The sequence below is a fragment of the Dietzia kunjamensis genome (assembly GCF_045689975.1).
In the GTDB taxonomy this organism is placed as follows: domain Bacteria; phylum Actinomycetota; class Actinomycetes; order Mycobacteriales; family Mycobacteriaceae; genus Dietzia; species Dietzia kunjamensis.
In genome coordinates this window covers 525,060-542,827 of record NZ_CP143297.1, presented here as the reverse complement: position 1 = coordinate 542,827, position 17,768 = coordinate 525,060, and the positions used below count along the sequence as shown (strand labels likewise).

Annotated in this window: 18 protein-coding genes; 9 read left to right on the top strand and 9 right to left on the bottom strand. The window is 71.4% G+C overall.

Annotated elements, in window-relative coordinates; translation table 11 throughout:
- Nucleotides 1-25 precede the first annotated feature (25 nt).
- On the bottom strand, nucleotides 26-877 hold the full coding sequence (gene ehuB, locus VZF99_RS02565) for an ectoine/hydroxyectoine ABC transporter substrate-binding protein EhuB (protein WP_206681980.1): 852 nt from the start codon (nucleotides 875-877) through the stop codon (nucleotides 26-28).
- A 229-nt stretch (nucleotides 878-1,106) separates the two neighbouring features.
- On the opposite strand from ehuB, the gene otsB reads away from it, so the two are divergent.
- The 5 genes from otsB (at nucleotide 1,107) to VZF99_RS02540 (ending at nucleotide 5,781) form a co-directional block, all read left to right on the top strand.
- Nucleotides 1,107-1,865, top strand: coding sequence for a trehalose-phosphatase (gene otsB, locus VZF99_RS02560; RefSeq protein WP_185951172.1), 759 nt, complete (start codon nucleotides 1,107-1,109; stop codon nucleotides 1,863-1,865).
- Between the two features lie 83 nt (nucleotides 1,866-1,948).
- On the top strand, nucleotides 1,949-3,010 hold the full coding sequence (locus VZF99_RS02555) for a metal ABC transporter solute-binding protein, Zn/Mn family (RefSeq protein ID WP_407335633.1): 1,062 nt from the start codon (nucleotides 1,949-1,951) through the stop codon (nucleotides 3,008-3,010).
- Nucleotides 3,000-3,902, top strand: a complete 903-nt coding sequence (locus tag VZF99_RS02550; protein ID WP_407335632.1) for a metal ABC transporter ATP-binding protein — start codon at nucleotides 3,000-3,002, stop codon at nucleotides 3,900-3,902. The genes VZF99_RS02555 and VZF99_RS02550 overlap by 11 nt, the downstream gene beginning before the upstream one ends.
- A complete protein-coding gene (locus tag VZF99_RS02545) occupies nucleotides 3,902-4,750 on the top strand; it encodes a metal ABC transporter permease (protein ID WP_407335631.1) in 849 nt (282 codons plus the stop codon). Before VZF99_RS02550 ends, VZF99_RS02545 begins: the two co-directional genes overlap by 1 nt.
- Nucleotides 4,747-5,781: an aminoglycoside phosphotransferase family protein gene (locus VZF99_RS02540; RefSeq protein WP_120285167.1), complete on the top strand. Its 1,035-nt coding sequence runs from the start codon at nucleotides 4,747-4,749 to the stop codon at nucleotides 5,779-5,781. The genes VZF99_RS02545 and VZF99_RS02540 overlap by 4 nt, the downstream gene beginning before the upstream one ends.
- 291 nt (nucleotides 5,782-6,072) lie before the next feature.
- Here VZF99_RS02540 and rlmB read toward each other — a convergent pair whose 3' ends face one another.
- The 5 genes from rlmB to VZF99_RS02515 are packed head-to-tail and all read right to left on the bottom strand — an operon-like array spanning nucleotide 6,073 to nucleotide 10,289.
- On the bottom strand, nucleotides 6,073-7,041 hold the full coding sequence (gene rlmB, locus VZF99_RS02535) for a 23S rRNA (guanosine(2251)-2'-O)-methyltransferase RlmB (protein ID WP_069390413.1): 969 nt from the start codon (nucleotides 7,039-7,041) through the stop codon (nucleotides 6,073-6,075).
- A 1-nt stretch (nucleotide 7,042) separates the two neighbouring features.
- Nucleotides 7,043-8,479 (bottom strand): cysteine--tRNA ligase, encoded by a 1,437-nt coding sequence (cysS, locus tag VZF99_RS02530; protein ID WP_096906095.1) that lies wholly within the window; start codon nucleotides 8,477-8,479, stop codon nucleotides 7,043-7,045.
- Between the two features lie 28 nt (nucleotides 8,480-8,507).
- Nucleotides 8,508-8,990, bottom strand: a complete 483-nt coding sequence (ispF, locus tag VZF99_RS02525) for a 2-C-methyl-D-erythritol 2,4-cyclodiphosphate synthase (RefSeq protein WP_069390411.1) — start codon at nucleotides 8,988-8,990, stop codon at nucleotides 8,508-8,510.
- A complete protein-coding gene (ispD, locus tag VZF99_RS02520; RefSeq protein ID WP_407336067.1) occupies nucleotides 8,987-9,778 on the bottom strand; it encodes a 2-C-methyl-D-erythritol 4-phosphate cytidylyltransferase in 792 nt (263 codons plus the stop codon). Before ispD ends, ispF begins: the two co-directional genes overlap by 4 nt.
- 16 nt (nucleotides 9,779-9,794) lie before the next feature.
- On the bottom strand, nucleotides 9,795-10,289 hold the full coding sequence (locus VZF99_RS02515; protein ID WP_067711635.1) for a CarD family transcriptional regulator: 495 nt from the start codon (nucleotides 10,287-10,289) through the stop codon (nucleotides 9,795-9,797).
- 197 nt (nucleotides 10,290-10,486) lie between these two features.
- Here VZF99_RS02515 and VZF99_RS02510 point away from each other — a divergent pair, with 197 nt between their 5' ends.
- Both VZF99_RS02510 and disA read left to right on the top strand, forming a co-directional pair.
- Nucleotides 10,487-11,059, top strand: coding sequence for a hypothetical protein (locus VZF99_RS02510; protein ID WP_154829040.1), 573 nt, complete (start codon nucleotides 10,487-10,489; stop codon nucleotides 11,057-11,059).
- 52 nt (nucleotides 11,060-11,111) lie between these two features.
- Complete coding sequence (gene disA, locus VZF99_RS02505) at nucleotides 11,112-12,170, top strand: DNA integrity scanning diadenylate cyclase DisA (protein ID WP_067711629.1); 1,059 nt, start codon at nucleotides 11,112-11,114, stop codon at nucleotides 12,168-12,170.
- A gap of 49 nt (nucleotides 12,171-12,219) precedes the next feature.
- On the opposite strand, the gene VZF99_RS02500 is transcribed toward disA, so the two are convergent.
- Nucleotides 12,220-12,879, bottom strand: a complete 660-nt coding sequence (locus VZF99_RS02500; RefSeq protein ID WP_407335630.1) for a hypothetical protein — start codon at nucleotides 12,877-12,879, stop codon at nucleotides 12,220-12,222.
- A gap of 91 nt (nucleotides 12,880-12,970) precedes the next feature.
- Nucleotides 12,971-13,624, bottom strand: coding sequence for a carbonic anhydrase (locus VZF99_RS02495; protein WP_120284656.1), 654 nt, complete (start codon nucleotides 13,622-13,624; stop codon nucleotides 12,971-12,973).
- Between the two features lie 38 nt (nucleotides 13,625-13,662).
- Here VZF99_RS02495 and VZF99_RS02490 point away from each other — a divergent pair, with 38 nt between their 5' ends.
- Both VZF99_RS02490 and VZF99_RS02485 read left to right on the top strand, forming a co-directional pair.
- On the top strand, nucleotides 13,663-14,532 hold the full coding sequence (locus tag VZF99_RS02490; protein ID WP_407335629.1) for an A/G-specific adenine glycosylase: 870 nt from the start codon (nucleotides 13,663-13,665) through the stop codon (nucleotides 14,530-14,532).
- Between the two features lie 23 nt (nucleotides 14,533-14,555).
- Nucleotides 14,556-14,864, top strand: coding sequence for an antibiotic biosynthesis monooxygenase (locus VZF99_RS02485; protein ID WP_120284660.1), 309 nt, complete (start codon nucleotides 14,556-14,558; stop codon nucleotides 14,862-14,864).
- A 148-nt stretch (nucleotides 14,865-15,012) separates the two neighbouring features.
- On the opposite strand, the gene VZF99_RS02480 is transcribed toward VZF99_RS02485, so the two are convergent.
- Nucleotides 15,013-17,667 (bottom strand): ATP-dependent Clp protease ATP-binding subunit, encoded by a 2,655-nt coding sequence (locus VZF99_RS02480; protein WP_067711615.1) that lies wholly within the window; start codon nucleotides 17,665-17,667, stop codon nucleotides 15,013-15,015.
- Between the last annotated feature and the right edge of the window lie 101 nt (nucleotides 17,668-17,768).

Genomic DNA, 17,768 nt, shown 5'->3' with positions numbered 1-17,768 from the left:
GTTCGTCACCGGACTCCGTGCACCGTCACTCGCCGGCGCAGAGGTCGGCGGTCGTCAGCGCGGGGTCGGGGAGTTCCGCCTCGGTGAACCCGAACTCGCCGACGATGGAGAGGTACTTCTCCGGATCGGAGGTGATCTTGGCCAGTTCCTCGTTGTAGGCGTCGAGGAGCTCCTGGTCGTCAGTGCGGAACACGGTACCGCCCGCGCCGACCTGCGGCTCGCCGTTGATCTCCGCGACGAACGACTCGGTCACCTCGACGGGGGCGTCGGGGTTGTTGTTCTTCATCCAGTTCAGCGAGATGCCGGTCAGGGCGAAGACGTCGGCGCGCCCGGAGGTGACCGCGTCCATCCCGTCCTGGGGGGTGGCGACCTGCATGCTGTCGATACCCAGCTCGGAGGCGTAGTCGGACTCGATCGCGCCCGTCATCGTCGCGAGCCGCGCACCGCTCTCGGCGACGGACTGCATGTCCGTGAGGTTCATCGGGTTGCCCTCCTCGACCATGAGGGCGGTGGTGTAGTTGAACTCCGGCTCGCTGAACGCGGCCTGCTCGCAGCGCTCCGGGAGGATCGACATGCCCGCGCTGACCACGTCGAAGCGGTTGGCCTGGAGACCGGGGATGAGGGCACCGAAGTCCGCGTTCACGCCCTCGACGGTGTCGATGCCCAGATTCCCGAAGATCTCGCGGTGGAGGGCGACGGTGGCGCCGGTGAGCTCGCCGTTCTCCTGGAACGAGTAGGGCGCCTCGCCGGCGAAGCCGACCGTCACGCTGCCGCGGTCCTGCAGGGTCTCCAGCAGGCTCGAGTCGTCGTCGGAATTCGTCGATGTACAGCCCGTGAGCCCCAGGCCGATCACCGCGGCGGCGGCGATCACGCTCATCGGACGACGGCGTACGGATGTCCTCAGCACTGATGGTGCCATGGTCTTCTCACCTTCCGGTCGCGGTCGGACACTGGGCGCACCCGGTGCCCGATCCTCTGCGCTCACCGGTACGTCCTTCCGACGCCCGACTTCAGCCTTTGAGTCTCCTTAACGTAACACGCGTCACATGACGCGCCGGGCGCTTTCGCGGTGCCCGGGTCCGGGCGGCGCGCTTATCCTGACGTCCATGACCACCGCCGAGACCCTGGACGAGGCGCTGCGCCGCGCCGCCGACGCCCCCACCCTCGTGGTGGCGTGCGACTACGACGGCACGCTCGCCCCGTTCGTCGACGACCCCACGAAGGCCGTGCCCGCCCCCGGTGCCGCGGACGCCCTGGCGAGACTGGCGGGGCTGCCCCGGACCACCGTCGCCCTGCTGTCCGGCCGTAACCGCGCGGCGCTGGCGGAGGTGAGCGGCGCCGACGCCCCGGTGGTCCTGGTGGGCAGCCACGGGTCGGAGTGGGAGGGTGGTTTCGACTCCCCCCTCGACGACGACGAGGTGGCGCTGCTGTCCCGGGTGCGGTCCGCCCTCGAGGAGATCGTCTCCCGCACCCCCGGGGCGCACGTCGAGACCAAGCCGACGGCCGCCGTCCTGCACGTCCGCCCGGTGGCCGATCCCGCGGAGCGGGAACGTGCGCAGGCCGAGGCGATGGCCGGGCCGGCCGCACTCGACGGGGTGTTCGTCACCGAGGGCAAGAACGTCGTGGAGATCGCCGTGCGGGAGGCGAGCAAGGGCGCGGCCATCGAGACGATGGTCGAGCAAACCGGAGCGGAGATGGCGCTGTTCATCGGCGACGACGTCACCGATGAGCGCGGCTTCGCGCGCCTGCGACCGCAGGACGTCGGCGTCAAGGTCGGCGAGGGCGAGACGGCGGCCGCGCACCGCGTCGCGGACATCCCCGCCGTCGTGGAATTGCTCGACACTCTCGCCGATCTGCGGGGCTGACACCCCCGGATGTACACGCGCGCCGTGTCGCGGATCTACACTTAACGACAACGGTTCCCATTACTACGAGAGTGGTCCACGTGATGTCGTCCTCCTCACCCGCCCGCACCTCCCCCGCCCGCACGCCCCGCGCGCTGGCCCTCGCCGCGGCTGCCCTCCTGGGCGGGGGCGTGCTCACCGCCTGCGGCACCGACGGCGACGCCGGCGCGGGCGACGACGGGCCCACCGTGGTCGCCTCGACGACCGTCTACGCGGACATCGCCGAGCAGGTCGCCGGCGACAACGCCTCGGTGGAGTCGGTGATCTCCGACCCGGCCGCCGACCCGCACTCCTACGAGGCCAGCCCTGCCGATGCCGCCGCGGTCGCGGGCGCCGACCTGGTCGTCTACAACGGCGCCGGTTACGACGCGTTCGTGGACATGGCGCTGGACAACGCCGGTGATGTGCCCGTCGTGCGGGGGGTCGACGAGTTCGAGCGGGTCACCGGTGCCTCCGTGGACGGGCACGACCACGCGGAGGAGGACCACGCGGAGGAGGGCAGCGGGGCGGAGGGCAGCGGGGCGGAGGACGACCACGCGGACCATGCCCACGAGGCCGCCGGCAACGAGCACGTGTGGTTCAGCCTGCCCACCGCCGCCGCCGTCGCCGAGCGTGTGGCCGAGGAACTTGCCGCGATCGACTCCGGCAACGCCGAGCAGTACCGCGACAACGCCCGCGCCTTCGCCGACGCCCTGACTCCCCTCGAGGCCCGGCTAGACGAGATCGACGACCGCGGGCACTTCCCCTACGCCCAGACCGAGCGGGTCGGCGCGCACCTGTTCGAGGCCGCGCACCTGACCGACCTGACGCCGCGCGGGTTCCTCGCCTCCGTCGAGGACGACACCGACCCGTCCGCCGCCGACCTCGCCGCCATGCTCGACCTGCTGGCCGAGCGTCGGGTCGCGTTCCTGGCCTTCAACACCCAGACCGAGACCTCCGTGACCGCCCGCGTCCGCGACGCGGCCGAGGACGCCGACCTCGTCGTCGTCGACCTCACCGAGACCCTCCCCGAGGGCACCGACTACATCGGCTGGATGACGGGGATCGTCGACGGCGTCTCCGGCGCACTGGCCGACGCGACCCCGGTGGGCGACGGTGGCCACTGAACCCGGGTCGGGCCACGCCCGCGGCGCCCCCGGTCCCGGACCGGTCGTCTCGCTGCAGGGCGTGACGGTCTCCCGCGGCGGCCGCACCCTCATCCGCGACCTCGACCTGGAGATCGCCCCCGGCGAGTTCGTTGCCGTCCTCGGACCCAACGGCGCCGGCAAGACCACCCTGCTCAAGGTGCTGCTCGGCGAACACCGGCCCGACTCCGGCACCGTCCTCGTCGACGGTCGCGCCCCCGGCGACCGCGGCACCCACCTCGGCTACGTACCGCAGCAGCGCGCCTTCGACCCCGGCATCACCCTGCGCGGACGCGACCTCGTGTCCCTCGGGATCGACGGCACCCGCTGGGGCCCCGGTTGGCCGTCACGGCGCGCGGGCAAACGCCGGATCGTCGACGACGCGCTCGACAGGCTCGCGGCCGGAAACCTCGCCGACAAGCCCCTCGGCCGGATGTCCGGCGGCGAGCAACAACGCGTGCGGGTCGCCCAGGCCATCGCGTGCGACCCGTGCGTCATGCTCTGTGACGAACCGCTGCTCAGCCTCGACCTCACCGGTCAACGCACCGTCGCCTCCGTACTCGACCACCGACGCCGTGAGCACGACACCGCGGTCGTGTTCGTCACCCACGAGATCAACCCGGTGCTGCCGATGGTCGACCGGATCGTCTACCTGGTCGACGGCCGGCACCGCATCGGCACCCCGGACGAGGTCTTCACCACCGAGGTCATGTCCGAGCTGTACTCCTCCCCCGTCGAGGTCCTGCGCGTGCGCGGACAGATCGTCGTGGTGGGCGACACCCAGCACCTCGTCGCAGAACCCTGGTCGAGCGGGCACCACCACCACGATGACGACGCCGCAGGCGGCCACGACCACGGACATGGAGCGCACTGATGGACCGACTGCTCGAGATCCTCGGGTCCATCGCCGACACCGAGACCACCGCGTACCTGCTGGAGCAGGACTTCGTGCTCTTCGGCCTCGCCGCGATCGCACTGCTCGGCCTGCTCTCCGGTGCGATCGGGCCGTTCATCGTGATGCGGCAGATGTCGTTCTCCGTGCACGGCGCCAGCGAGCTCGCCCTCACCGGCGCAGCCGCCGCGCTGCTGTTCGGGCTCAACCTGGGGCTGGGCGCCGTCCTGGGGTCGGTGATCGCTGCACTGATGTTCGGCCTGATGGGCTCCCGGGCGTCCCAACGCGACAGTTCGATCGGCGTGGTCATGGCGTTCGGACTCGGCCTGGCCGTGTTGTTCATCCATCTCTACCCCGGCCGCTCGGGGACGAGCTTCTCCCTGCTCACCGGGCAGATCGTGGGAGTGTCCGAGCACGGGCTGGTGCAGATGGCGGTGGTCGCGGCCATCATCGTGGGCGCGCTGATCGTGCTGTACCGGCCACTGGTGTTCTCGTCGGCCGACCCCGAGGTCGCCGAGGCGCGGGGCCTCCCGGTGCGGGCCATCAACATGGTCTTCGCCGTGCTCGTGGGGCTGGCCGCCGCGCAGGCCGTGCAGGTCGTCGGCGCACTGTTGGTCCTGTCCCTGCTCATCACGCCCGCCGCCGCCGCAGCCGCCGTCACCTCCAGCCCGCTGCGGGCGATCGGGCTGACGATCCTGTTCGCCGAGATCGCGGCCGTCGGGGGGATGCTGCTCTCTCTCGCGCCGGGCGTGCCGGTCTCGGTGTTCGTCACGACGATCTCGTTCGTTATCTACCTCGCGTGCCGCGGTGTCGCGGCGGTGTGGCGATGACCGCGGGTGCCGGGGCGGACGGTGCTGCCGTAGCGCCCGACGATGCCACCGAACTCGAGGCCATTCGCGCCGCCTACCCCACCCTGACCTGGGACTCCGCCGAGCGGATCGACGAGGGCTGGGACCACGTCGTGATGATCTGCCGCGGGTGCTCCGGGGCGGATGCGCACGGCCACCGCGAACTGGTGTTCCGGTTCCCCGCCGACGACCAGGCCCTCGCGCAGCTGCCGACCGAGATCGCGGTCCTCGATCACCTGGCGGGACGCGTCGACGCCGCGCTCCCCCACTACTCCCACGTACCCGCGCACGGCCGCTTCGCCGGGTACCCGCTGGTGCGCGGGCAGCGCCTCACCCCGGAGCTGTTCGACAGCCTGCCCGCCACCGAGAGGACGACACTCGCCGCCCAACTCGGCGCGATGCTGGCCGCGCTGCACATCCAGGACACCTCGGCGCCCCCGATCGACCGGGTGCCCCACTCCTACCAGCCGGAGAACCTGGACTTCGTCCGCGGGATCGTGGACAACAACCTGCCGGCGGTGTTCACCGACGCCGAGATGGCCACGGCCCGGGAGATCTGCGACGAGGTCGGGGCGCTGCAGTCCACCCTGCTACCGCGGGTGCTGCTGCACAACGACGTCTACGTCCGACACCTGTACTGGGACCGCGGGCAGGCGGCCGGGCAAGCGGCCGGGCAAGCGGCCGGCGGGCTCGGCGGGGCCGGTGGGGCCAGTGGGCCCGGCGGGCCCGGCGGACCCGGCAGGCTCGGCCTCATCGACTTCACCGACATGTGCCTGGGCGACCCGGCCGTCGACTTCGCCGAGCTGTACGAATACGGCCCGCGCTTCGTCGAGGACGTGCTGGCCCACTACACCGGGCGGGCCGACGAGACCTTCCTCGACCGGGCGTGGACCTACCAGCGGTTCGCCGCGCTCTACATGATCGCCGGCCACCTGTACTACGGGGTGGAGTCCTGGGAGCACGCCCGGTCGGCGTTCGACCGGTGCCGCTCCCCGCGCCGGCCGCGGGCCTGACACCCTCCGCGGGACGGCCCCTGCGCCCGACCTGCGCCCGCATCTACAGCCGCTCCCGCGCCTGGCGTCTCGCTCCCGCGCCTGCTCGGCCAGCCCACAGCCGCTCGTCGGCATGGCGTCTCGCGCGCGCATCGGGGCAGGCCAGACGCCATGCCGGCGAGCGAACGTTCAGGCGCGTGTGCGAGACGCCAGGCGCGGTAGCGGATGCCGCGGACCAGCGCGCTGGCGGGCCGGGCGGACCAGCGGACCAGCGGGCCAGCGGTCCGGGCGGGCCTGACCAGCCTCGGCGGGTCAGCGCTTGACGCGCCGCTGCCGCGCGAACTCCGAGAGCACCACGCCCGCCGCCACCGAGGCGTTGAGGCTCTCGACCTCGGACGCGATCGGGATGGACAGGATCGAGTCACAGTTCTCGCGGACGAGGCGGGACAGGCCCTTGCCCTCGGAACCCACGACGATGACCGTGGGACCGGTGCCGTCGTAGTCGTCCAACGAGACGTCGCCCCCGGCGTCCAGGCCGACGAGCTGCGCGCCCTGCTTGGCCCAGTCGAGCAGCGTCCGGTTGAGGTTGGTCGCCTTGGCCACCGGCAGGCGGGCTGCGGCGCCGGCCGAGGTGCGCCACGCCACCGCGGTGATGGACGCGCTGCGCCGCTCGGGGATCAGCACGCCGTGCCCACCGAAGGCCGCGACCGACCGGATGACGGCGCCGAGGTTGCGAGTGTCGGTGATGTTGTCGAGCGCCACCAGCAGGGCCGGCTTCGAGGAGTGCATGGCGCTCTGGATGAGGTCGTCCGGGTCGGCGTACTCATAGGGTGGTACCTGGAGACCGATCCCCTGGTGCATGCCATTGGAGGTCATCCGGTCGAGATCGTGGCGGGGCACCTCGAGGATCGAGATCCCCTTGTCGGCGGCGAACCGCACGGCCTCGGTGAGCCGCTCGTCGTTGTCGGCCCCCACGGCCACGAACAACGCCGTCGCCGGGACTCCGGCGCGCAGGCACTCAACGACCGGGTTGCGGCCCACCACGAGTTCGGGCCCGTCGGCCTTCTTCTGGGCGTACTGGCGGCGCTGCTGGGCACCGTCCGACTTGCGCGACGCGGCCTTGGCCTTGCGGTGCGCCGGGTGGTAGGTCCGGTCCTCGGCCTTGGGGGTGGCGCCGCGCGCCTCGAGCCCGCGACGGCGCTGGCCGCCGGAGCCGACGACCTGTCCCTTCTTGGTGCCGGATTTGCGGATCGCTCCGCGCCGGCTCGAATTGCCCGCCATGTCAGTCCTTCCGGTTGGCGAGCGACCACTTCTGGCCGTCCGCGGTGTCGGCCACCTCGATACCCGCCGCGACCAGTCGGTCACGGATGGCGTCGGCGGTGGCGAAGTCCTTGTTCGCCCGCGCGTCGGCGCGGGCCTCGAGTTCCGCGCGCACGAGGAGATCGAGTGCTGTCAACGCCGCGTCCTCCCCACCCCCGGCGGAGGTCCACTGCGGGTCCAACGGGTCGACGCCCAGCACCGCGGTCATCGCCCGCACGGACGATGCCGCCGCGAGCGCCGCGTCGAGATCCCCCGACGACAACGCGGTGTTGCCGGCGCGGACCCGGCCGTGGATCTCCGCCAGCGCGGCGGGGACCCCGAGATCGTCGTCCATCGCGGCGGCGAACGCGTCGGTCCACTCGCCGACCGGGACGTCGCCCCCCGGTGCCGTTCCCGACCCGATGGCCTCGTTCACCCGGTGCACGAGCGCCTCGATCCGGCGATAGGCCGCGGCCGCCTCCTGCAGTGCCTCGGGAGAGTATTCCAGCATCGACCGGTAATGCGCACTTCCGAGGTAGTAGCGCAGTTCCACGGGGCGGACGGCGGTGAGAATGTTGGGCACGCTGAGCACGTTGCCCAGTGACTTGCTCATCTTCTCGCCGGCCATCGTCACCCAGCCGTTGTGCAGCCAGAAGCGGGCGAACCCGTCGCCGGCGGCGTGGGACTGGGCCGCCTCGTTCTCGTGGTGCGGGAACTGCAGGTCCAGCCCACCGCCGTGGATGTCGAAGGTGTGACCCAGGTACCAGGTGGCCATGGCCGAGCACTCGAGGTGCCACCCGGGCCTGCCGTCGCCCCACGGGGTGGGCCAGGCGGGCTCGCCGGGCTTGGCGGCCTTCCACAGGGCGAAGTCCCGCGTGTCGCGCTTACCGCGCAGGTCGGCGGACTCGCCCTGGTCGACCTCGTCGAGTCGGTGTCCGGACAGGTGCCCGTAGTCGCCCTCGGGCGCGGCCGACCAGGCGGCGACGTCGAAGTAGACGCTGCCCTCGGCCGGATACGCGAAACCCCGCTCGATGAGCCTCTCCATGTAGTCGATCATCTGGGTCACGTGCCCGGTCGCGCGTGGCTCGGTGGACGGCGGCAGCACGCCGAGCGCGTCGTAGGCGCGGGTGAACTCGCGCTCGTGGGTGGCCGCCCATTCCCACCACGGGCGCCCGTTCTCGGCGGCCTTGGTGAGGATCTTGTCGTCGATGTCGGTGACGTTGCGGACGAACGCCACGTCGTAGCCGCATCCGAGGAGCCAGCGGCGCAGGATGTCGAACGCGACGCCGGAGCGGACGTGGCCGATGTGCGGGACCGACTGGGGGGTGGCTCCACAGAGGTAGACGGACGCGTGCCCTTCCCGGACGGGGGTGAACTCCCTCAGGGAGCGGGCGGCGGTGTCGTACAGATGGAGCGTCACGGGTGCCGAGTCTACCGGTGTCGGGCCGTCAGGCCCGGTACACCAGTGCCGTGGCCACGGCGGAGACCCCCTCACCGCGGCCGGTGAAGCCCATGCCGTCGGTGGTGGTGGCGGAGACGGAGACCGGGGCGCCGATGATCTCGGACAATCGCTGCTCGGCCTCGGTTCGGCGCGGCCCCATCTTGGGCCGGTTGCCCACCATCTGCACGGCGGCGTTGCCGATCACCCACCCGTGCTCGTCCAGCTCGGCCACCGCTTCCCGCAGCAGGCGCTCGCCCGAGACGTCGTCGTACTCGGGTCGTCCGGTGCCCACCAGCGCGCCGAGGTCGCCGAGGCCCGCCGCCGAGAGCAGGGCGTCGACCAGGGAGTGGGCGACCACGTCCCCGTCGGAGTGCCCCTCGCACCCGTTGTCCTCGGGGAAGTGCAGACACGCCATCATGCAGCGCTTTCCGGGCTCCACGCGGTGGGCGTCGGTGCCGATCCCCACGCGGGGGATGACGGGTCCGGTCACGGGTCCTCCTGGATTCGGCCCGCGGGGACGGGGGGCGCCAAGCCGGGACGGGATCCGGCGAGTTCCGTCAGCGCGCGGGCATGGTCGGTGGCGGTGGTGATCTTGAACGCGAGCGCGTCTCCCTCGACGGTCGCGACCCGCTGCCCGATCCGTTCGACCAGGCCGGCGTCGTCGGTGGCGATGTCCCCGGCCGCGTCATAGGCGGCGAGCAGGACGTCGGGAGCGAATCCCTGGGGTGTCTGGACGGCGCGCAGCCCGGAACGGTCGGGGGTGCCCACGACGTAGCCGTCGACGTCGACCTGTTTGACGGTGTCGACGACCGGGAGCACCGGCACCACGGCGACCTCGCCGGAGCGCACGGCCTCGACGACGCGCCGCGTCGGTGCGGCGGGGGTGAGGCACCGCGCCGCGTCGTGCACCAGCAGGACGTCGTACACCGCCGCGCCGGCATCACCGTGGGTGGCGGTCAGCGCCGCGAGCCCGTTGCGCACGGAGTCGGTGCGCTCCGCGCCGCCGGTGGCGACGACGACGAGGTGGTCATCGTTCCGGAGTCGGGCGAGCATCGACTCGGCTTCCCGGACGCGGTCCGACGGGACCACCACCACCACATCGTCGACGGCCCCCGAGTCCAGCAGGCCGGCGACGGCCCGCTCCAGCATCGTCCGGCCGTGGAGTTCGACGAAGGCCTTGGGCAGTCCCGCGCCGAGCCGGAGCCCGGAACCGGCCGCGGGAACGACGGCGGCCACCCTGCCCGTGGGGGCGGGGTGGCCGTCCGGACCGTGTCCGATCACTCCGACGGTCGCGTCACGCCGGTGCGGCGGAGCCGAGGACCTCACCGAGGAGGGCGTCAGCGCGTTCCTCGTCGGAGCGCTCGGCGAGCGCGAGCTCGCCGACGAGCACCTGGCGCGCCTTGGCGAGCATGCGCTTCTCGCCCGCGGACAGGCCACGATCGAGATCGCGGCGCCAGAGGTCGCGCACGACCTCGGCGACCTTGTTGACGTCACCGGAGGCGAGTTTCTCGCCGTTGGCCTTGTAACGACGCGACCAGTTGGTGGGCTCCTCCGCGTGCTCGGTGCGCAGGACCTCGAAGACCTTGTCCAGGCCCGCCTGGTCCACCACGTCGCGAACGCCCACGTACTCGGCGTTCTCGGCCGGTACCTTCACCGTGAGGTCGCCCTGTGAAACCTTGAGGACGAGGTATTCCTTCTCGGTGCCCTTGACCGTCCGCATCTCGATCGCCTGGATGGTGGCGGCGCCGTGATGCGGGTAGACGACGGTGTCGCCGACCTTGAACTCCATGAGTGGCTTTCCCCTTTCGACCGCCCTATCTTAGCACGCCCTCAGTGCAGGCGTTTTCCGTTTGCGCAGGTCAGCAACGTGTACAGGCTGACGAGGGAATCCCACGGGTGTGAGGGGGCCACTGGAACGCCGGTCTGGACGGGCCGTGGACTACGATGAGACCGGCCTGAGAGACGACCATCCCCGAGGAGCCTGACGTGACTTCACCGAACACCGGCCTGCGCCGCACCGCGCTCGTAGTCCTGGCCGTGGGCGCCGCCCTCGGGGCGTCGGCCTGCAGCGCCGGCCAGGTCTCCCAGACCGCCAACCAGGTCGCCGCGGTCGACGGTGGACGGGGTTCCGCCGGCGACCTGCACGTCAACGACCTGCAGGTGGTCGTCCCCGAGAACGGTGGCGAGGCCCGCGTCGGATTCGTCGCCTCGTTCACCGGCTACGGCCTCGGCGAGGCCGTCTCCCTCGATCAGGTCGAGATCAACGGCACCCCGGTCCAGCTCGGAGAGACCCAGCCGCTCGAGCGCGGGTGCACGATCGTCGTCGACGCGCGTGAGAACGCCGAGCCCGCCCCCGCCCCGGAGGGCGTCTGTGTCGAGCAGACCACCGCGACCCTCCCCTCGGCCGACGACCTCGACGTCGGGGTCTCCGTGCCCGCCACCGTGAGCTTCTCCAACGGCGACCGGATCGAGACCGAGGCCGCCGTCGTGGGCGAGCTCGTCGAGGCCGGCGAGTACACCCGTCCGACGGAGTACGCCGGCGAGTCCGAGGAGCACTGACACGTCCGCCCTCTCCGCCCGCTCGGCCGACGGTTCACCGGTCGACCCCGACATGCGGGCCGTCCTGCGGCGACTCGCCCCGGGCACCCCGCTGCGTGACGCACTCGACCGGATCCGCCGTAGCGGCACCGGGGGGCTCGTGGTGCTCGGTGACGATCCCGCCGTCCGGGCCATCTGCGACGGCGGTGTCGACCTCGACGTCGAGTTCGCACCCGCCCGACTGCGGGAACTGAGCAAGATGGACGGCGCCGTGGTGCTGTCCACCGATGGCTCCCGGATCACCCGCGCCAACGTCCACCTGGTCCCCGACCCGTCACTGCCGGCCGTCGAGACGGGCACCCGTCATCGCGCCGCCGAGCGCACGGCGCTGCACACCGGCGTCCCCACGGTGGCCGTGTCGGCGTCGATGACCACGGTGACCGTCTACGCCGGCGGACTGGCCCGGGTGCTGGCCGACCCGGTGGTCCTGCTGGCCCGGGCCGACCAGACGGTCGCCACGATGGAGCGGCACGGCGCCCGCACCGCCCGTGCCCGCGCCCGGCTCGACCGGGCGGAGATGGGCGACTACGCCTCGGTGCGCGACGTCGTGACCATGGCCCAGCGCCTGCTCAGGCTCGAACGCCTGGGCGCCGAACTCGCCGAGCTCACGGTGGAGATGGGCGAATACGGGCGCCAGACCACCCTGCAGCTCGAGGAGCTGCTCTCCGACACCCCCGATGAACTGTGGGGCCTGGTCGCGGACCACCTCCGCGTGGAGGCCGTCGACGGCGATGCACGCCCGATACCGACACCGGAGCAGGTCACCGCCGGGCTCGAGCGACTGGCCGCGTTGACCGACGCCGACCTGCTCCTGCCCGCGCCCGTCGCCCGCTGCCTGGGGCTACCGGCCGAGCCCGAGGACCTGGACGAGCACGTCACCGCCCGCGGACACCGCATGCTCGCGCACATCCCTCGTCTGCGGCCGGTGCAGATCACGGCGCTGGTCGAACGTTTCGGATCGGTGCCCGCACTGCTGGCGGCCGAGCAGTCGGACTTCGCCGACGTCGAGGGCGTCGGCGCGCTGTGGGCCCGCCACGTCCGGCAGCGCCTCACCGGCCTGGGCACCGGCTGACGACCACCGCGGCGCCCCATCGCTCGGCGCGGGCCCGGTCAGGACCCGGTCAGGACTCGGGGGCCTCGACCACGTTGAAGGTGGAGGCCGGGCTGAAGACGTTCCCGACCAGTGCGTACACCTGGTAGGCGCCGACCTCGACTGGCGTCCGGTCCGACTCGGAACACGCGCCCTCGGCGGACCGTCGGCCGGTCCAGTCGATCTGACGCGGCTCCGGCTCATCGGGGCGCAGCTCGACCTGGTCCTCCTCGCGCGGCGTGGTGCAGTCGATGCTCGACCACACCTTGGAGTTGTCGTCGAGCCGGTAGACCTCGAACGACAGCGGCGCCTCCGACAGGTCCCGGTCGCACGTGGTGTCCGAGACGTTGACGATGTTGACGAAGAAGCGCACGTCGGAGCCCACGGGCACGTTGGGCTCGGCCGGCCACACGTCCAGACGGAGATCCTCGTCGGCGCACCGGCCCCGCGAGGCGCCGCCGTCGTCGTCCCGCTCCGTGGTCGCGGAGGTGGACGTCTCCGAGGTCTCGACGGCCCCGGTAGTGCCGTTCTCCCCGCCCGCGGCGGTCTCCTGCGTGTCGGTCCCGCTGTCGCGGGACGCGAGGAACAGGGCGAGCACCACCACGATGACGGCGATGACGGCGACGACGACCGCGGCGACGCGGCGACGCACGTAGACTTCGCGCGGTAGGGGGCCCTGGGGTTCCTGCACGGGACCAACTCTAGAGCCGTGCGGGTGCCCCACCTGCCCGTCGGCGCGGCGTGTCCCTCAGACCGGCCGGCCGCCGGGCCGCCGGAGGGCGTCAGATCGCGACCATCTCCTCGCCGGGACCGCGCGCGACGTCCTCCACATCGCCGAGGACGCTGCGCAGGTAGGCGCGGCCGTCGGAGAGCTTGTAGGTCACCCCGACGATCGCGAGCTCACCGCTGTCGATCCGCTCGCTGATGATCTTGGAGCGCTGCTGCAACAACTCGCCGGTCTCGAGTACGTGGCGCGCCTCGAAATCGTCGATACTGCTGAGCCCCTCGCGACGCCCGTTGAGGATCGACGGCGACACCTTCTCCACCACGTCGCGCAGGAAGCCCGGCGGGATCTCCCCGGTCGCGAGCGCGTCCACGGTCGCCTTGACCGCGCCGCAGCTGTCGTGCCCGAGGACCACGATCAGCGGCGTGTCCAGCACGTGGACGGCGTACTCGATCGACCCCAGCACGGCGGTGTCGATGATGTGACCGGCCGTGCGGATGACGAAGAGGTCACCGAGCCCCTGATCGAAGATGATCTCGGCCGCCACCCGGGAGTCCGAGCACCCGAACAGGACCGCCTTGGGGTGCTGCGCGGCGACGAGCTGCTCACGTCGCTGGGTATTCTGGCTGGGATGACGCATCTCGCAATCGACGAAGCGGTGGTTGCCGTCGCGGAGCGAGGCCCATGCGCTGATCGGGTTGGTATGAGGCATGGCTCATATTGTGCCCCGCCGACCCAGGAAGACTCGCGTTGACCTCTCTCGACACCTCCGCACTCCTCTCCTGGTTCGACCGCGTCGGCCGCCCGCTGCCGTGGCGCGGTGACGGGGTCGGCGCATGGGAGATCCTGCTCTGCGAGGTCATGAGCCAGCAGACCCCCGTTGCCCGGGTCGAGCCCGTCTGGCGGGCCTGGCTCGACCGCTGGCCCGGCCCCGCCGAACTCGCCGCCGCCGCCCCGGCCGACGTGATCCGCATGTGGGGCAAGCTCGGCTATCCACGCCGCGCGTTGCGGCTCCGCGAGTGCGCCCTCGCCGTCGTCGACCTCCACGGTGGTCGGGTACCGCACGACGTCGAGCAACTCCTCGCACTGCCGGGCGTCGGGGACTACACGGCTCGCGCGGTCGCCTGCTTCGCGTACGGACACCGCGTCCCCGTCGTCGACACCAACGTCCGGCGGGTCGTCGCGCGCGCGGTCAACGGGGTCGCCGAGGCCGGGCCCCCGTCGACGCGACGCGACCTGGCCGCCGTCGAGGCGCTGCTGCCGGACGACCGCGAGCGAGCCGTGGCGTTCTCCGTGGCCGTCATGGAGCTCGGTGCGCTCGTGTGCACTGCCCGGACCCCGCGCTGCGATGACTGCCCCCTCGCCCCCACCTGCGCATGGCTGGCCGCGGGCCGACCCGAGTGGGACGGCCCGCGGCGCAAGGTGCAGACGTTCGCCGGCACCGACCGGCAGGTGCGGGGCCTTCTGCTGGACGTCCTGCGCGACGGCGACGGTACCGCCGCCCGCAGTGCCCTGGACGCGGTGTGGCCCGACGCGACCCAGCGCGACCGGGCACTGGAGTCGCTGCTCGGCGACGGGCTCGTCGTCCGCGTCGGCGAGCACTACTCACTTCCCGCGTAGGCCCGCCTCGGTAGGCTCGGCCCATGGCCGTCGTGAAGATCAATGCCCTGAACGTCCCGCCGCAGGCCGGCGCCGAGCTCGAGCGCCGCTTCTCCGAGCGGGCGCACACCGTCGAGAACTCGCCCGGGTTCCTCGGTTTCCAGCTGCTGCGCCCCACCGGCGGCGAGACCCGCTACTTCGTGGTGACGACCTGGGAGGACGAGGAGTCCTTCGCCGCGTGGCGTGACGGTGACGCCAGGGCCGCCCACGCCGGCGAGCACGGCAAGCCCGTCGCCGAGGGCGCGAACCTGCTGGAGTTCGACATCGTGATGGACGTCAAGCCCTCCGCCTGACACCCTCCACCTGACACCCTCCGCCCGACACCGCCGCCCCGTTCCCGAGCGGGGAGAACGAGAACGACCCCCGCCTCATGGCGGGGGTCGTTCTCTGCGTCAGCCGCTCGGGTTCTGCGTCAGCCGCTCGGGGCGGACCGGCGTCCGGTCAGGTGGTGGCGGGAGCCGCCCCGCCGCCCGAGCCCGAGGGCCCGCCGGTGGAGCCGCCACCGAAGCCACCGGACGTCGGCGGCAGCGAGTCACCCGGGCCGGCCTCGCCGGTGGGCGCGACACTGGCCGTGATCTCCTCGCCCTCACGGTCCGTGGGGGCGTCGGGACGCGGGGCGCCCGAGAAGGTGAACTTCGCGTCCTCGGTCTTGTCGGACTCACCGTCCCAGCCCTCGACGTCGACCGTGACCAGCTCGCCGGCCGCGACCTCGCCGAAGAGGATCTTCTCCGAGAGCGTGTCCTCGATCTCGCGCTGGATGGTGCGACGCAGCGGCCGCGCACCCAGGACCGGATCGAAGCCCCGCTTGGCCAGCAGCTGCTTGGCCCGGTCGGTGACCTCGATGGTCATGTCCTTGGCCTTGAGCGCCACGCCGACACGGCTGACCATGAGGTCGACCATCTGGACGATCTGCTCCTGCGTGAGCTGGTGGAACACGACGATCTCGTCGATGCGGTTGAGGAACTCCGGGCGGAAGTGCTTCTTCAGCTCGTCGTTGACCTTCTGCTTCATCCGCTCGTAGGCGTCCTCGGTGTTGTCGGAGGACTGGAAGCCCATCCCGACGGCCTTGGAGATGTCCCTGGTCCCGAGGTTCGAGGTGAAGATCAGCACGGTGTTCTTGAAGTCCACCATGCGTCCCTGACCGTCGGTGAGACGGCCGTCCTCCAGCACCTGGAGAAGGGTGTTGTAGATCTCGGAGTGGGCCTTCTCGATCTCGTCGAACAGGACCACCGAGAACGGCTTGCGCCGCACCTTCTCCGTGAGCTGGCCACCCTCCTCGTAACCGACGTACCCGGGGGGCGCGCCGAAGAGCCGCGAGGCGGTGAAGCGGTCGTGGTACTCACCCATGTCGATCTGGATGAGCGCGTCGTCCTCGCCGAACAGGAAGTTCGCCAGGGCCTTGGACAGCTCCGTCTTACCGACACCGGACGGGCCGGCGAAGATGAACGAGCCCGAGGGACGCTTGGGGTCCTTGAGCCCCGCACGCGTGCGGCGGATCGCCCGCGAGACCGCCTTGATGGCGTCCTCCTGGCCGATGATCCGCTTGTGCAGCTCGTCCTCCATGCGGAGCAGACGGGTGGTCTCCTCCTCGGTGAGCTTGAAGACGGGGATACCGGTCCAGTTGCCCAGGATCTCGGCGATCTGCTCCTCGTCGACCACGGCGGCCACGTCCATGTCGCCCGCGCGCCACTGCTTCTCGCGCTCGGCACGCTCGGCGATGAGCTTCTTCTCCGTGTCCCGCAGTCCGGCGGCCTTCTCGAAGTCCTGCGCGTCGATCGCGGACTCCTTCTCACGGCGCGCGTCGGCGATCTTCTCGTCGAACTCGCGCAGGTCCGGCGGCGCGGTCATCCGCTTGATGCGCATGCGGGCACCGGCCTCGTCGATGAGGTCGATGGCCTTGTCCGGCAGGAAGCGGTCGTTGATGTAGCGATCCGCCAGCTGGGCCGCCGCGGCCAGGGCCGAATCCGTGATGGTGACCCGGTGGTGGGCCTCGTAGCGGTCCCGGAGTCCCTTGAGGATCTCGATGGACAGCTCGACGCTCGGCTCGGGCACCTGCACCGGCTGGAAACGACGCTCGAGCGCCGCGTCCTTCTCGATGTGCTTGCGGTACTCCTCGAGCGTGGTGGCACCGATGGTCTGCAGCTCACCGCGGGCCAGCTTGGGCTTGAGGATCGACGCCGCGTCGATCGCGCCCTCGGCGGCACCGGCCCCGACGAGGGTGTGGATCTCGTCGATGAACAGGATGATGTCGCCGCGCTGGTTGATCTCCTTGAGGACCTTCTTCAGGCGTTCCTCGAAGTCACCGCGGTACCGGGACCCGGCCACGAGCGAGCCGAGGTCCAGCGAGTACAGCTGCTTGTCCTTGAGGGTCTCGGGGACCTCGTTGTTGACGATGGCCTGCGCCAGGCCCTCGACGACGGCGGTCTTGCCCACGCCGGGCTCACCGATGAGCACCGGGTTGTTCTTGGTGCGCCGGGAGAGCACCTGCATGATGCGCTCCACCTCCTTGGCGCGACCGACGACCGGGTCGAGCTTGCCCTCCATGGCGGCCTGGGTGAGGTTGCGACCGAACTGGTCCAGGACCGTCGACGACGACGGGGTCCCGGCCTCGCGGCCACCGGAGCCGGCGGGCGTGCCCGAGGCCTCGGCCTCCTTGCCCTGGTACCCGGACAGCAGCTGGATGACCTGCTGGCGCACCCGTGTGAGGTCTGCGCCGAGCTTGACCAGCACCTGGGCGGCGACGCCCTCGCCCTCACGGATGAGGCCGAGCAGGATGTGCTCGGTGCCGATGTAGTTGTGGCCGAGCTGCAGCGCCTCGCGCAGGCTCAGCTCCAGGACCTTCTTGGCCCGCGGCGTGAACGGGATGTGCCCGCTGGGCGCCTGCTGGCCCTGGCCGATGATCTCCTCGACCTGACTCCGCACCGCTTCCAGCGAGATCCCGAGGGACTCGAGGGCCTTGGCGGCCACTCCCTCGCCCTCATGGATGAGACCCAGCAGGATGTGCTCGGTGCCGATGTAATTGTGGTTGAGCATCCTGGCCTCTTCCTGGGCCAGGACGACGACGCGACGCGCGCGGTCGGTAAACCGTTCGAACATCGTGCTACCTCACATTCCTCGGTTTTTCACCACTGTAGTGGCCGGTTCTGACGCTCTGCACCGCAGGAGCAGCACGAGGCCCGTCACCAGTGTTCAACGCG

Coding starts and splice junctions, on each gene's coding strand:
- VZF99_RS02495 (WP_120284656.1), bottom strand. CDS start 13,624: ATGCCTCATACCAACCCGATCAGCGCATGGGCCTCGCTCCGCGACGGC.
- VZF99_RS02555 (WP_407335633.1), top strand. CDS start 1,949: ATGTCGTCCTCCTCACCCGCCCGCACCTCCCCCGCCCGCACGCCCCGC.
- VZF99_RS02485 (WP_120284660.1), top strand. CDS start 14,556: ATGGCCGTCGTGAAGATCAATGCCCTGAACGTCCCGCCGCAGGCCGGC.
- VZF99_RS02545 (WP_407335631.1), top strand. CDS start 3,902: ATGGACCGACTGCTCGAGATCCTCGGGTCCATCGCCGACACCGAGACC.
- otsB (WP_185951172.1), top strand. CDS start 1,107: ATGACCACCGCCGAGACCCTGGACGAGGCGCTGCGCCGCGCCGCCGAC.
- ehuB (WP_206681980.1), bottom strand. CDS start 877: ATGAGCGTGATCGCCGCCGCCGCGGTGATCGGCCTGGGGCTCACGGGC.
- disA (WP_067711629.1), top strand. CDS start 11,112: ATGCGGGCCGTCCTGCGGCGACTCGCCCCGGGCACCCCGCTGCGTGAC.
- VZF99_RS02540 (WP_120285167.1), top strand. CDS start 4,747: ATGACCGCGGGTGCCGGGGCGGACGGTGCTGCCGTAGCGCCCGACGAT.
- VZF99_RS02515 (WP_067711635.1), bottom strand. CDS start 10,289: ATGGAGTTCAAGGTCGGCGACACCGTCGTCTACCCGCATCACGGCGCC.
- rlmB (WP_069390413.1), bottom strand. CDS start 7,041: ATGGCGGGCAATTCGAGCCGGCGCGGAGCGATCCGCAAATCCGGCACC.
- VZF99_RS02480 (WP_067711615.1), bottom strand. CDS start 17,667: ATGTTCGAACGGTTTACCGACCGCGCGCGTCGCGTCGTCGTCCTGGCC.